This window comes from Thalassomonas actiniarum, from assembly GCF_000948975.2.
Lineage (GTDB): Bacteria > Pseudomonadota > Gammaproteobacteria > Enterobacterales > Alteromonadaceae > Thalassomonas > Thalassomonas actiniarum.
In genome coordinates, this window is sequence record NZ_CP059735.1 from 3,746,185 (window position 1) to 3,760,850 (window position 14,666).

At 47.2% G+C, this 14,666-nt stretch carries 14 protein-coding genes; 2 read left to right on the forward strand and 12 right to left on the reverse strand.

Annotated features, from left to right (window positions below):
• Positions 1 to 33 precede the first annotated feature (33 nt).
• Positions 34 to 975 carry a hypothetical protein gene (locus SG35_RS16335; RefSeq protein ID WP_044835456.1) on the forward strand — a complete coding sequence of 314 codons (942 nt, stop codon included), beginning with the start codon at positions 34 to 36 and terminating at the stop codon, positions 973 to 975.
• Between the two features lie 20 nt (positions 976 to 995).
• Here the strand turns inward: SG35_RS16335 and SG35_RS16340 are convergent, their stop codons facing one another.
• From SG35_RS16340 to SG35_RS16385, 10 genes are all read right to left on the reverse strand, one after another.
• Positions 996 to 1,709, reverse strand: coding sequence for a hypothetical protein (locus tag SG35_RS16340; RefSeq protein WP_044835455.1), 714 nt, complete (start codon positions 1,707 to 1,709; stop codon positions 996 to 998).
• Positions 1,706 to 2,491, reverse strand: a complete 786-nt coding sequence (locus SG35_RS16345) for an FTR1 family protein (protein ID WP_044835454.1) — start codon at positions 2,489 to 2,491, stop codon at positions 1,706 to 1,708. The genes SG35_RS16340 and SG35_RS16345 overlap by 4 nt, the downstream gene beginning before the upstream one ends.
• Positions 2,481 to 2,852: a cupredoxin domain-containing protein gene (locus SG35_RS16350; RefSeq protein WP_044835453.1), complete on the reverse strand. Its 372-nt coding sequence runs from the start codon at positions 2,850 to 2,852 to the stop codon at positions 2,481 to 2,483. Before SG35_RS16350 ends, SG35_RS16345 begins: the two co-directional genes overlap by 11 nt.
• Positions 2,845 to 4,266, reverse strand: a complete 1,422-nt coding sequence (locus tag SG35_RS16355) for an ATP-binding protein (RefSeq protein ID WP_063888691.1) — start codon at positions 4,264 to 4,266, stop codon at positions 2,845 to 2,847. Before SG35_RS16355 ends, SG35_RS16350 begins: the two co-directional genes overlap by 8 nt.
• Positions 4,266 to 4,925, reverse strand: coding sequence for a response regulator (locus SG35_RS16360; protein WP_044835452.1), 660 nt, complete (start codon positions 4,923 to 4,925; stop codon positions 4,266 to 4,268). The genes SG35_RS16355 and SG35_RS16360 overlap by 1 nt, the downstream gene beginning before the upstream one ends.
• Positions 4,926 to 4,927: 2 nt before the next feature.
• Positions 4,928 to 5,596 (reverse strand): tetratricopeptide repeat protein, encoded by a 669-nt coding sequence (locus SG35_RS16365; protein WP_044835451.1) that lies wholly within the window; start codon positions 5,594 to 5,596, stop codon positions 4,928 to 4,930.
• Between the two features lie 9 nt (positions 5,597 to 5,605).
• Positions 5,606 to 6,397: an SDR family oxidoreductase gene (locus SG35_RS16370; protein WP_236702694.1), complete on the reverse strand. Its 792-nt coding sequence runs from the start codon at positions 6,395 to 6,397 to the stop codon at positions 5,606 to 5,608.
• 6 nt (positions 6,398 to 6,403) lie between these two features.
• Positions 6,404 to 7,075 carry an iron-containing redox enzyme family protein gene (locus SG35_RS16375; protein ID WP_420794538.1) on the reverse strand — a complete coding sequence of 224 codons (672 nt, stop codon included), beginning with the start codon at positions 7,073 to 7,075 and terminating at the stop codon, positions 6,404 to 6,406.
• An 83-nt stretch (positions 7,076 to 7,158) separates the two neighbouring features.
• Complete coding sequence (locus SG35_RS16380) at positions 7,159 to 8,745, reverse strand: AMP-binding protein (RefSeq protein WP_053043377.1); 1,587 nt, start codon at positions 8,743 to 8,745, stop codon at positions 7,159 to 7,161.
• Between the two features lie 126 nt (positions 8,746 to 8,871).
• Positions 8,872 to 9,072: a hypothetical protein gene (locus SG35_RS16385; RefSeq protein ID WP_152646795.1), complete on the reverse strand. Its 201-nt coding sequence runs from the start codon at positions 9,070 to 9,072 to the stop codon at positions 8,872 to 8,874.
• A gap of 215 nt (positions 9,073 to 9,287) precedes the next feature.
• On the opposite strand from SG35_RS16385, the gene SG35_RS16390 reads away from it, so the two are divergent.
• Entirely contained in the window at positions 9,288 to 9,713 is a 426-nt protein-coding gene (locus SG35_RS16390; protein WP_044835447.1) for a SulA-like leucine-rich domain-containing protein, read from the forward strand.
• Positions 9,714 to 9,799: 86 nt separating this feature from the next.
• Here the strand turns inward: SG35_RS16390 and SG35_RS16395 are convergent, their stop codons facing one another.
• Complete coding sequence (locus SG35_RS16395) at positions 9,800 to 10,576, reverse strand: PEP-CTERM sorting domain-containing protein (protein WP_044835446.1); 777 nt, start codon at positions 10,574 to 10,576, stop codon at positions 9,800 to 9,802.
• Between the two features lie 280 nt (positions 10,577 to 10,856).
• Positions 10,857 to 14,603 carry an SdrD B-like domain-containing protein gene (locus SG35_RS16400; protein WP_044835445.1) on the reverse strand — a complete coding sequence of 1,249 codons (3,747 nt, stop codon included), beginning with the start codon at positions 14,601 to 14,603 and terminating at the stop codon, positions 10,857 to 10,859.
• Positions 14,604 to 14,666: the final 63 nt, after the last annotated feature.

Below are 14,666 nucleotides of genomic sequence, written 5' to 3' on the forward strand. Positions count from 1 at the left end.
TTACTTTATCATTGTATATTGCGGATCATCCCTTTGCTGTCTTTGTTTACCCAGATATGCTTTAGCTTGCTATTAACCCTGGTATTATTACTCCCGGCCACTGTCGCCCGTCCTCAAGAGAAAGCAACAATCCCCAAACAGCAAAACCATTCATCCCCTTTGCAGGTACGCTATTATCAGCGCACCCTGGACGCCCAGCTGTCAGACTATGAAAGTTACTGGATTGGCCTGTTAAAGCTGGCGCTTGAGAAAAGCGGCAGAGACTATCAACTCTCCCCCGTCAGCGCCAAAGGCGTGCCCCATGCCCGCCTGGTCAGCAACCTGCTCAATAAAGGGCCGGTCAACATCATTTTCATGGGTACGAGCAAGGAGATGGAAGAAAAACTGCTGCCGGTACGTATTCCACTTTTTCGCGGCCTGGTCGGTTACCGCATTATGATGACCACCACAGAAAACGCCGCTGTTTTTAGCGATATTTCCTCGGTAACAGCATTTAAAAATGCGGTGATCGGCCTGGGACTGAACTGGCCGGATGAAGTAATCATGAAAGAGGCGGGATTAAATGTAGTCACTTTGCCCTATCACAGATTATTTAATGCCCTGGCCGGCGGGCGTTTTCATGGGGTCTCCCGGGGGGCGCACGAAGTTAAGGGAGAATATGAAATCCTCAAACAAACTAAAACTAACCTGGTAATAGATAACCACCTGGTACTGGCATACCGCCTGGCAACCTTTTTCTTTGTTGCTCCCGATAACCGGGCACTGGCAGATGCCATTCGCTTCGGGCTGGAACAGGCCTACCGGGACGGCAGTTTTTTAGCTTATTTTAATAACCATCCGGCGGTAGACAACGCCATAAAATTATTGAACGATCCCAAGCGAACCTGGCTGTGGCTGGAAAACCATCATTTATCATCGCAAACCCGGGATATTCCTCCTGCCTACTGGTTTAGCCCGAACGAGCAAAGCCCCTAGCACCAACACCAGGTTTAATACTAAAACTCATATTCAATCGCCATCCTGAAGGTATGATTCTTACTGTGGGTATTTAAAGCACTGATAAAGGCCGCTTCCCACTTTAACTGTTTCTGGCCGCTGAACCTGTGGATCCCCATAAAGGCCGGTCCCGCTCCGGTAAAGTCCTGCCCGGTATAAAACTCGATTGCCGGCTGAAACGCCGGGATCCAGCGGTAACGGTACTTAAGGCGAAATTCGGTTTCAAACTCGTCTTTAAGATCCTCTCCCCACTCATAAACGCCGAACAGGTTCATGGTTAAACTGGTTTTACCGAACTCTTTTTCAAATAATACCCCGGTGGAAACTTCCCAGTTATCCCGGTCATGTTGTTTTTCCACTTCATATAACATGCCCCAGTCCGCCCAGTACTGCCCCTGTTGGGTCAGCATCTGGCGAATTTCAATTTCATAGGCCTGCAAACCGAAATCATTGGTATCATCGCGCTCTCCCACCACGTAAAATTCTGCCATGATGGTTTCGGATAAAGAATGACCAAAAGCAAACCTTTGCCCTAAACTGTTTGAGTTTTTTTGCCTGTGGGACAATAGGCGCCATTCCACCTCGGTTTCATTGGGCAAGACATAAGGGTGATACACCTTATCCACCACCACACCGTCGCCATAGGCGAGATGTACCGGGGCCAACACAAGCAATACTAGCCGAATAAAACCTCTGGCCGTGAAACTCTTCATAAGAGTTCTTCCTTCTGATTAACTTTTCTTTTATTAGCTTCTGCTAACAGCAAATATGAAATCGGTAAAATCACCGCCGCCAGATAAATACTCACCTGAATAAGCGACGGCGAGGCGTCATAACCAAATAAGGCGGTGAGAAAATGTCCCATACCCGAACTTTCATCCAGCAAATGGTTGCTGTCCCACAGGGGCGACTGGCCGGGCAACATATCAATTTGCAGCAGTAATTTAGACGCCTGCAATAACTGCCCGGCGCCAAACAGCAGCGTCAGCCAGCTCGAAGTAAAGGCATATAACTGGCGATCGCTAAATTCCAGGGCAAAAAACACTAAAATACTGATGCTGAGCAAAATCCCCAATCCCAGCACTATGCCGATAAGTTGCGGTTTCAGGGTATTCGATTGCGACCAGTAGCCGGTGATATACACCAAAAAATTACTGCTGTGTAAGGTTAATACCGCCAGCAACAACAACAGGGTTAAGGCCGACCAGAGCCGTGTATGCCGGGTATATTGGGCATAAAGCGCCAGTAAAATGCCCAGGTAAATAAAAATATATCCCAGGGAATAAAGCCACTCCAAACCTGTGCCTTCCAGGGTTGACGCCACCGCATCCACCTGAGACACCAACAGGATACTGCCGGCAACGCCAACGGCAATGCCGCCATAGAGCCACTGACGTCCCAGCGCCAGCTGATTATTGATAAGCAGCAATAACACCAGCATTAAAAAAATCGGCAGGCCGTCGCGTAAAAACAGGATCACGGTATTAATGAGCATCACTGTCCCTGTTATCATTGCCTGGCGTTTCTGTTACCACCACAGTGCCTGTTGCCGTGTTGGGGTTGTATTCCCCGAAAAAGCCGTAACGGCCCGGCGGCAGCGGACCGACAAAAATCACTGCTTTTTTCTTGGGAAAAATCACTTTTTCCCGGTTCAAATCAAAGCTGTCGAATTCTTCCGGGGTGCTGTCATGGTTATGGATCACCAGCTTGACTTTACGGCCCGCAGGTATTTCTATTTCCGCCGGATAAAACAGGTGATCTTTTAGCTCCAGCTTATATTCCGGACGTTTACCCCAGGAAACACAGCTACAGCACAGGGTCGCCAGCAGCAAAATCCCTTTAATATACTTATCCATCGCTATCCTCGGGCAAAAGGGCATTTGCTGTGCTACTTACCTTATTAATTGCTTGGTTGGTTGTTTGATTGGCAGCTAACCGGGCTACCTTGTTATTCTCTTGTGTAAAGCTCACGCTAACCTTTAATCCCTTAAGCTCGGGAGATTGAGAGAGTTCAATGTCGGCATTATGCAATACTGCGATATGTTTTACTATGGATAAACCTAAGCCGCAGCCAATTATTTTCGAGTTGTGCTGATCGCCGCCGACCCGGTAAAAACGGTTAAAGACTCTTTGATATTCCTCAGGTTTTATGCCGGGTCCCGAATCCTCAACCACCAGCACCAGGCGCTCCTGTACCCGCGCTGTACTGACCTGGATTGCCCCGCCGTCTGGCGTGTATTTGCTGGCATTGGAGATCAGGTTTTGAATGAGGATACGCAGGGAAAATTCATTGCCGCGGATTATCTGCTCTTCGCTTTCCAGTGAAATGGTTTGCTCGCGCTGGGCAATTTCCGGATATAAATCACTGATGGTTTGCTGGATAAGAGAAGTTAAATTAACCTCAGTGCTGTCCAGGCTCACCTGCTCCGGGCTGGTGCGGTTGAGCATTAAAATTTGATCCACCACGTGCGCCATGCGGTCAACACTTTCGGTCAGGTGGCTCATGGCCTGGCTTTCGTGGCCAAGTTCGTTTCTGACATTGTGGACATTAATTTTTAATACACTTAACGGGGTTCTCAGCTCATGGGCGGCATCCGAGGCAAAATGCCGTTCCCGTTCAAATGCCCCGCTTAAACGTTCAAACAGGTGGTTTAAGGTGTAAACCACAGGTTCAAGCTCTTTGGTTTTGGTATGGGTTTGCAGCAGGCTGAGATCGTTTGGTTTTTTACTTTTTAACTCTTTGGTTAAATGGGTCAGGGGTTTAAGCGCCTGACGTATGGTCAACGAGATAAACAGGGCCAATAACGGCATCACCAAAATAATAGGCAACACCGCCGATAAAATCACGTCTTCGGCGAATTCAAAACGCCTTTGTACCGGCTGGGCCAGGATCACCATACGGCCTCCGTCAGCTCCTGAAGATTTCACATAAGTACGCCAGCGCTGGCCGAGAAAATTGTTTTCGGTAAAACCGCTTTTTTTCTGGCTCATGCGCCTGTCGGGGGCATTATTGCTTTTTAACACTAAATCATTGCCTTGCCATAACTGAAAGGCAAGGTTGGTCTGGGCGCCTGCCTCCAGCAAGGTTTTGTCCTGCTGGTCGGGCGCGGCTTCGATGGCTATCAGGGTATTGGCCAGTATTTTCAGCTCGGCATCAAAAATACTCGATGCTTTTTGCATACTGGCGTTATAACCCTCGATAGCCGCGATAAAGGTCACCAGGGTGATCACCGACAGCAGGATCAGCACCAGGTAGCGGCGAATCGACATCAGCTTTTATTCACCGTATAACCCACGCCCCGTACCGTTTGGATAAATTTCTCCGGTAATTTCTTGCGCAGGTTGTGCACATGCACCTCAACCGCATTGCTGGCGACTTCTTCTCCCCAGTCATATAAGCGGGATTCGATTTGCTCGCGCGACTGGATACGCCCGGCATTTTCCATCAGGGCTTTGAGCACCATGTACTCTTTTTTCGACAGGTTAATGTCCTGGCCGTCAATCCCCACCTTATGGGCGGCAATATCCAGCTGTACGCTGCCAAGCTGGATCACTGAGGTTTTTGCCGTGCCCAAACGGCGCTCAATCACGCGCAGACGGGCCAGGAGTTCATGAATGTCGAAAGGTTTGGCCAGGTAATCATCGGCGCCGAAATCCAGGCCTTTGACCTTGTGCTCGATAGAGTCGCGAGCGGTTAAAATAATCACCGGAATATCGGCTTTATTATTCCTGAGCTTTTTCAGTACCGACAAACCATCCATATCCGGCAGGCCTAAATCGAGGATCACCATGTCCTGATCCGGCACCGCCAGCGCATTAAGCGCCAGCTGCCCGGTATTGACATGGTTGACCACAAAGCCTTCATGACGCAGGGACTGCTGTAATCCCTGGGCCAGCGGCATATCATCTTCTACTAATAAAATACGCATGCTTATTTCTTCGAACGTTTGTTTAAGCGTTTTTCGACTTTTGCCAGTACCTGCCTGACTTCTTCCTGGCGGTATTTATCCGCCAGCGGCCGGTTAGGGCGAGGTGCTGCCTGCAGGGCAAGCTGCAAATAATCTTTGGCTTGTTGATATTTGCCCTCATCATACAAATATTCGCCGTAAAAGTAATTACCGTCGATGCCTTTAGGGTTGATTGCCAGGGCTTTTTTCATCAATTCCTCGGCCTTGTCGTCATCGCCGAAAGCAACCGGCCAGCCGGGTACCTTATGAAAAAGGACACCTAAACTCATCATGGCCGAGCCGTTTAAGGCATTGGCATCAAGCTCAATCGCTTTTTCAAAGTCTTTTTTCGATTTTTTCGCCAGCGACAAGGCTCCCAGGCCGCCTTTTTGTCCGGCAAAGCTCGATTGTATGATACCACTCCAGATCCAGGACTTGGCATTATCACCATATTGCTCCGTCACCGCCTGTGCCTGCTGTACCAGCTTTTTAAAGCCCTGCTCCTGGGCATCATCTTTTAGCTCATAATTGACATGGGCCCACTGCTGTTGCAGTTTAGTGATCTCTTCATCGATGGAAGCGGCATTGGCCAGCAAAGGCGTGCTTAATGCCAGGCTTAAAGTGATCAGGGAGTTTTTCATTAATCTGTTCATGTGTCTTCCTCAACTATTAACCATTTTTACAAACTTTTGAATTTTCGTGAATTTTTTTGCCAGTGCGTTATCCACCACCTCGGGCCAGAAACCGTTAAGACGGGCAAATAATTTTTCCGGCCAACCGACAGCCAGACGTTTTTTGCCCAACTCCAGCTGTTTGACCAAGGCATGGGCCACCTCCTGCGGGGTATCGGTTTTGCTGCCCAGCGCCCGGTTCATCTGTTTTACCGCATCCGAGTTGATGCTGGTGTCGGTTGCCCTGGGAGCGAAATACAAGACCTGGTGGCGCGAGTCGGTAAGCTCACGTTGCAGCGCCTCGGTAAAGCCCCTGAGGCCGAACTTAGTGGCGCAGTAACTGGCATAATAGGGATAACCTATGCTGCCAAGCGCCGAGCCGACATTTAGTACCACTTTCGGAGTGTCGCCCAGCTCATGCAAAAATGACCGGGTTAACGACATCGGCGCCAGCAAATTGATGTTCATCGCCTGTGCCAGGCGGGTATCGGAGAGTTGGGAAAACTCATTAAATTCGCTGATACCGGCATTATTGACCAACATATTGGCTTCAAATCTTTTCGCCTGAAGCATGACATCCGCCCTGCCCTGCACACTGCTGATATCCGCGCTGAGCCACGAATGCTCACTGCCCAAATGTTGTACCGTGCTGATTAACTTATCGCTATTCCTGCCCACGAGTAATAAACGTGCCCCACGCTCGGCCAGCAGGTAAGCCACTGACTGGCCTATTCCGCCGGTAGCCCCGGTGATCACCACTTTGGCATCAGAGAGTTTCATCATTTGCTCCTAAGCAGCCGCCGGCACGCCGTGATTGACCTGTAATCCCCTTAAGATGTTGCCGTATAAGGTGTAGAACCTTTTCGCGGACTTGATGATCAATTGCTGCTCCTGCTCATCGGTGATCTTATTCATCAGGGTTTCAAAAAATTTCACATGCTCGATATCAATTGCCCCGTGTGAGGTTAAATAGGAGAAGGCATTTTTCGGTAAGCCGATATTGTCACCGACGGTTTTGGCGACACTGTCGGCCATGGCGATACTGGTGCCTTCAAGCACATGTACCAGGCCAAAAAAGGTCAGCGGACTTTTGCGGTTAATGGCGTCGTAGGTATAAGCCACCATGACTTCGGTTTCAAAATTCGGCTCACTGGCCCGCGCTTCTTCCTTGTCATAACCGCAGGCGGCGATATCATTTAAAATCCATTCCTGGTGACCCAGCTCTTCTTCGATATATTCGGCTACCGCTTCGCGCAGCCACTCTTTTTCTTCGGTTAATTTCGCGCCGACGTTCATCAGCAGCGGCGTGGTGTGTTTTACGTGGTGATAGGCTTCTTTTAAAAAGGCGACATAGTCATCCAGGCAAATATCTCCCTGCATGCAGCGGGCAATAATAGGGGCAGATAATAAGTAGTTTTGCTCTGTTGTGGTTTCTTCTTTTAAACGCTGGAAAAAGTTCATGATAATCTTCCTATAAATACTGGTGAAATGTCGTTAATTTGTTGTTTATTCATTTGTTAGTTGGTGATCAGCCTGGGCAGTACTTAAGAGGCTTTTCGGTACATACGCTCAATTTGTGTTTGTAAAAACGCCGTCATTTGCTTTCTTTTCACCCGGCCATTGGCGGTAGTTAACTCGGGGTCGGCAAACAGGGATTCATCAAGATAAAACCAGTCTTTTACCTGGGCATAATCAGGCAAATGAATATTCATTTTTGCCAGCATGGCGCTGATTTGTTCGTCGCTGACCAGGGCCTGCCCCGCCATCATCTGGGGTAAAATACCGGCGATGCAATATGGCTGGCTGTCGCCAAACACCAGCGCCTGGCGGATGCCGGTACAGGCATTAAGCTCTGACTCCAGCCATTCGGGATTGATATTGCGGCCAAAGCTTGAGATCAGGGTGTTTTTCTTGCGCCCGGTAATATGTAGATAGCCCTGGTTGTCGATATGGCCGATATCTCCGGTGGCGTAACTTGTTTGTCCCCAGGAACTGCGGTCTCCGGCATAACCTAAAAAGGTATTGCCGCTGACAAAGATTTCGCCATCCACCAGGCTTATCTTGACATGCTCCAGGGGTTTGCCGGCAGAGCCCGATTGATGCTCACGGCCGCTATTCAGGCTGACCACAGAAGCACACTCAGATAAACCGTAACCTTCAAAGGCGGGGATGCCTGCCTGCTGTGCCTGGCTTATCAACTTAGCTGACACCCTGGCCCCACCAACGGCAACGAATGCCAAACTTGAAGGTACCTGCCAGCCCTGCCCCGCAGACATCACCAGGCCCTTAAGTATTTCCGGCGTGGTGATAAGAGTTGACGGCTGATGACAGCTGATTTGTTTTAATAACGCCGGAAAGTCTAACGAAGAGCTGCCGCTAAAGCCCAACTCGGTTAATGAAGGCACCACCACAGTGGCTCCGCCAAGCATGGCGGCATAAATACCGGCAACATTTTCCAGTAAGGTAGATAGAGGCAACAGGCATAAGTGACGCTTAACCTTATTGGTTAACATAGGCGCCACGGCATTTTTAAGTGATGCCGCCACCTGCCACTGCTGCTCCAGACTCAGGCAAACTCCTTTAGGCGCACCGGTAGTGCCGGAAGTAAAAGTCACTTTACTGGTATTTTCAGGCAGCAGCTCCCCCTGAGCCGATGCGCCTTTATTGGTGATCTGATAAGAAGATAATGGTGTTAATACACTCGAATATAAGCTGGAATACTCGCTTCTTTGCACCGTAAAAGCACTTTGCCCGGCATCTTGTTTACCACCTGTAACATTACCGGAAAGTAATTTACCTGAAAGCAAAGCCGGATTGTCTGTAAGAAGCAGCTGACAACCCGCGGTATTAACGCTGTGCTGAATTTGCTGTTTTGAAAAGAAAGCCGGTAAAGGCAATAAGGCGATACCCAATTGCTGACAGGCAAAGTCTACTATTACCCACTGTAAGGAATTGTCCGCCAACAGGGCGACCGAGGTGACCTTATGCTGCGCTAAGTAAACCGTTAGCAGCTCAACTTCTTTAATAAAGGCCCGGTAGGTTAATGAAGTTTTACCGTCAGTTAATAACGCTTGTCCGGGTAAATTGTCCCAGGTATCCGCTAATCTTGTTTTGATTTCCTGCTCTGTCATCTTTTTACCCCTTGGTTACTGCTTGGGGTTAAAGTTAACAAGCAAATCTTAACTCAATCTTAAGAAATGGTTTTTATCTTAAGAATATTAATAAATTCCTGTTTCAGAGAATAAAATTCAAAACAACTAACGGTTATTCAGCCAGGATTTTCCCGGGAGAGTCCCCTGCTGAAGAACATCCAGCTGATGCTGGAGATCGGTTAAGGCATGCGTTAGTGCCATCAAATGCCCTTGGGATTGCTGCTTTTCTGCCAGCGCCTGTTCCAGCGGCTTAAGGGAAGAATTAAAGCGTTGCAGGTTAAAACCTTTGCTGCTTGTTGCTGTCATATCAAATCCGTTTAATCTTGTGGTGGTTAAGGCCAACTTTTTAAAAGCATGCTTCTGGCTTATCCCTGAGACAACTCATCTGACCTGCACTATTTTATAGTCGAAAAATTTAGCAAATTTGTCAATAAATAAACAAAACAAGCCTTGATTATTCATCCAAATCGATATACTGTATAAACATACAGCAACTTATTAATCAACCCGGGAATATAGCTATGCTTGAATCTAACAATATTGATATCAACCAGGTAAACTCAAAACAGCTGCCAAGCCCTGGAAATACCTGGTTGAATATTAAAAACATTGAAAGTCGGCAACAATGCTCAAAACAATACTCAGATATTTGTCAGCAGCATTACCAGCAAAAGAAATGGATTTTAGTGATTAACCCGGAGAAAAATGCTTTAGAATGTTTGTCGGATAGCACCTGGCTCGATACCTCAAAAATATTGCAGGTCAATACCAATAAGGTAAAAGTAAACCTGGAAAGTATCGAAAAAGCCCTGAGTAAGGGAAACTGTGCGGCGGTGATCTTATCTAACGCCAGCCTGGCGCAAGCAGAGTTATCACACCTGGCCGATTGCGCCCGTAAAGGAAAAACCCGCTGCTTTATTTTAAAAAGCTCCCATACTTTGCATTAGAATAGACAGGCGCCAGCAACGAACACTCAAATATGCAGCAATAAAAAAGGCGCTGATTTTAGCGCCTTTATGTTTCATTTAATCATTTAAGCCTTACGGCGAGATAATAACAATAAAACTGTGCCCAAAAGTAACCAACTTTGTGGCTCTGGTACGTCTGCGGTGCTGAACACTAAGTTATCTATTCCCCCGGAGCCAGGCATATTAACCACCATTTTTTTAACATCAGTAATGTTACTAAACGTTTGCCGGATAAACTGACCATCTCCCACTTCAGGCACAAACATACCGGCGTGAATCTCGTTGTCGTTTTCATCAAAAAACTGAATGGCATTAAAACCGTTCATATTGTTGGTGTCTTCGGTATCAAAAAAATCAAGATTTAGAATCGAAACCAAATCGGCAAAAACAAACTCGAAATAACCCGCAGCCCTGCTGCCTTCATCATCGGGGTCGTCACAAATACCGTCGCTACAGCCATTACCGTTTTCTTGTAAGATCAAAATATTTCCCGGGTTACTCGCCCCGGTATAACCTGGTAAGTTGAGCGCACTATAACTAAAAGCACTGCCCGGATCGTTGTAATCATTATTGTTATTATTATATTCAAGATCGCTATCATGCGAAGCGTCATTTAAGGTATCAAAAGCAACCTGGCGGTTGCTGACATCATTGCCGTTACCCACCACGCCATCAATATAATTAACACTATTGATGGTCACGCCATGTGAGCTAAAGTACTCATCATCGATGATTTGGCCATCCTGAAAGCCATCAAAATCCAACACTATCATGCTCGCCAAAGCATTTGTCGTGGATAATGCAAATAAACCACAAATAAGAAATAAGCTTGTTCGTTTCATATTGATACCCTCTTTAATTTCAGGGGTATTTACGCAACATCCGAACCAACAACATAATCATTTGATTTAATAGTATTTTTTATTTTTTGCGGCTGCTTTATCATTGTTTTGTATAGTATTTCAACACTATGCCTGTTTTATGCAAGTAAATAATGAACTTTATATGCCTGAATAACTTAAAAGGTAATAAGTTACCGAAACTTGAAAGTCCATAGCCTCGTTAAATCAATAATAAAAAAAGCCGGCTAGGCCGGCTTTGTATAGAAATAAAACTCAATAATTAAGGCGTACAGTTTAGCGTTCCGCCAGCATCGACTATACCTTCGAGTTTCCAGAGGTTAATCAAAGAACCACTATGTCCTTTGTCATCATCGTCGTCATCGCCGTGATCTCCTTTACCGTTCCCTTGCATGTTACCGCAGTCTTCCGGTCCATTCATATGCTTGTCAGAGCAAGATAAATGAAACTTCGACTTACCAAGCAAGTGCCCTGTCTCGGCATCATGAATCAACCAGTAAACATCATTGGGTGAACCGGCAAAACCGGAGAAGCTAATTTCATCACCCGGAGCTACTATCTTCTTGCCAAGAGAAGGAGCATGACTATCTCCTTTAAAAGCCTCAACTTCTACGCTGTTATCACCGGTCCAAAGCATGGTGAGCTCGTCTATAGGCTTAGTGCATTTGTAATGACCCGGATCTGAGCTGATATCCAGTTTTACCATGCAGCCGCCGACAAAAAATACCTTGATAATGTAGTCCTTGGGTAAGGTATGTTTGAGTTTCTTGGTAAACTCAATCTCCAGCCGTCTATACCCACCCGGCTTGATCTGGCGGTTATTAACGTCATTGATGAAAGTATCAAATACCGCAGGTGATGAAACATTGCCATCTTTGAAAATATCACCGTTGAGTTTTATTTTCTTAACGCCGCGCTCTCCCGGGAAGGCAACTTCGATACGTTTCACCGTAAGAGGGTCGTGACCTTTATTAAAGAGTTTCCACTTAACTTTATACTCTTTTATGGTCAGTTTCTTTTCCCCTTTGGCTTTGCAATCCGGCAGTGGCTCCTTGCGGGTAACGGTTGCCGAAGCACTTGCCTCACAGGCAACCCCGGAAGGTGCCAGTCCGCCGCTGACGGTTACCGTATTGGCAAAGACATTGGTGCTATCAGGCAGCACAAACTGCTCGGCACTGGTGATAAAGACCTCATCCGGGTCAAGTACCAGGGGATCGGCTATGGTACCCAGGACATCATCCACGGCAACGCCGGTAAAGGTTTCCGTGCTGTTGTTGGTGATGACATAACCATAATTGACATCAGCGCCGAGTGATTGCTTGCCCCGTTTGCTGGTATTAAGTGAAACCAGCTTCACACTACCGAATTTATCTGCCAGGTTTAATGGTTTAGAGCAGGAAGTATGCAACTGAACTTTTTGCACCCGCTTGTGATTGGCATCGAAGATTTCAATCAGACTCCATGAACCAAATTCATGACGCCCGGCATTTGAAGCTGAAGCCGTGACAACATCTCCTATCATCACGTCAGACTGATCCAAATAGACTTTATGACCGCCATCACTCACCCGGATACGTACCGGTTCTTGAGCGGGTTTAATACCGTAACATTTGGCTTTGCCCCACTGTTTATTCGGCGTGATCTCGCAGTCTCCGCCCAGGTAGTGCAAGTCCATTGACTTAATCTTACCCTTACAATGGGGTCCGGAAGGTACTTCAAATGAACAGCTATTGGTGGGGGCTGGTGGTGGTGTTGGCGCACTACAATCAAGTGTTACACCATTGCTGCCAGCCATTCCTTCAAGCAACCAACTACCGATACCATGACCATTTCGGTCATCGTGGTCTTTATCGTCACCATCATCGTCATCTCGGTCATCATCGTCGTCATCGTCGTCATCGTCGTTTTTACGATAGTCACCTGAATAAGTGAAAGTATAGGCATAAGCACGATGGTCGCGATCATCATCGCGGTCGTCATCACAATCGTCATCATCGCAACCATGATGCGAACCATTTTTACCCTGCGGGCTACCGCAATCCTCGGGTCCATTCATATTCTCATCAGAGCACGACAAATGAAAACTTGATATGCCCAAACGATAATGGCTACCTGCCTTAAATATTTCCCACTCGACATCATTTTTGGCGCCGGCAAAACCACTGATAGTAACCTCATCACCCGGGGCGATATTATCAACTCTGGCCAGTACAGGATCCTTAAGTTTGCCGTAATGAGCAACTACATCAATATTCTTACTGCCATTCCAGATCATGGTAAGCTCGTCAATCGGCTTGGCATCTTTGCAAACGAAAGGATTGGTTTTCACCGGAAGGATATCACAGCTCTTGCTTACAGAAATATCACAAGCCAGCGGCTGGTAAACCCCGGCATCTATTGTCAGATCAGTTTCACCGGATGACAAATTGGTGCAAGCACTGCGACCTGTAAACTGGTTGGCATCACTGTCTATCTCGGTATTGCTGCCAACATTAGCCGGACTGAACACAAATCCCGTGGGCAATTCAAACTCAACCAGGTAACCGCCGGGCAGTAAGTTATCAAATAAATATAAGCCATCGGCATCAGTTAAAGCACTCATGGGCATATTGACATCATCAAGCACCGGCTCACCTAAGCAGTCAAGCAGGTTCACTTTAACATCTGCTTTCCCCTGCTCATTACTCGCCTGTAAGCCGTCTTTGTCCAGATCAAGCCAGACATAATCTCCCAGCGCTGCTAAGCGGTAAAGCCCTGCATCCCAGGTCAGATCCGTCTCCCCTGCCTCCAGGGAAATAGTGGTAGTTTGTCCAGTTGCCGGATCTGCATCACTGTCACTGCTATCAGAGCCAAAATCCTGCGGGCTGATAACAAATCCTGCCGGGGCAACAAACTCTACGCAGTAATCGCCGGGAATAAGTTGACTAAAACTATAGAGTCCATCGCCATCAGTCGCGGTATTATCCAGAGTGAACTCATCACCGGTATTACACTCAAGATCAGAGCCGGGATCGAGCAAGTTTACCGTAACCCCCTCTATGCCCGGTTCATCGTTATCCTGAACACCATTGGCATTTAAGTCTTCCCAGACAAAGTCTCCCAGCGCAGCTAACCGGTAAAGCCCCATATCCCAGGTCAGATCATTTTCACCCGAGTCCAGGGTAATCGTTTGTGTTTGCCCGGTTACCGGGTCGGCATCGCTATCCATAGCATCATCACCTCCGGCATCTTGCGGACTGACGATATAACCATCGGGAATAATGAATTCGACACAGTAGTCTGCGGGATCGAGTTCGCTAAAGCCATAAAGACCATCGGCATCGGTTGTCGTCATATCGAGCATAAGCTCATCTGAGGTATTACATACCCCGTCATCACCGGGAGCGAGCAGATTAACCGTCACGGCTTCTATGCCCGGCTCTCCCATATCCTGAATACCGTCTCTGTTAAGGTCTTCCCAAACAAGGTCCCCCAAACTGGCGGGATCTTTTGCCAGTTTCACTCCACCGATAAGTCCTTTAGCTTTGCCGCTAAAATCTACGCCAAAATCTCCGTTAAAGTTTGAGCTTTCGCTGGTCAGATCTATTCCCATATTACCAGGGTAAAATGAAGCTAAAGCCCCCCCGGTAACGGTAAATTTAAAGTCAAACAGGTCAAGACTACTGGTAGAATCTCTAAAGCCAAAAGCCGTTACCTTGCCTGAGATAAGCGTACCGGAATAAACCACGCTGTTAAGGGTCAAGGTACCGCTGATCTGGACATCTTCTGCTGCAGCATTAGCAAGCAAAGCGCCACTATCATCTACCATGATCTGTAAATTCAATTGACCATTACTGATAAATACCGGCACTGATGAAGAATTTTCAAGTAATGCCGTTAGCCCCGAATTCAGGCTGAATTCATCGGTCGCGGCATTATAAGAGGTTGCACCTATAGTAGTGCTGTTAAAAGAAATCAGAGGAAAATCAAGGGTATTATCCAACAAATCAGCCTGTGCAGAAGTTGTCATCGCAGCTGATATCACAGCTGCCTTTATAACTCTCCTCACATCCGCAAGTGTTATACCCACCAA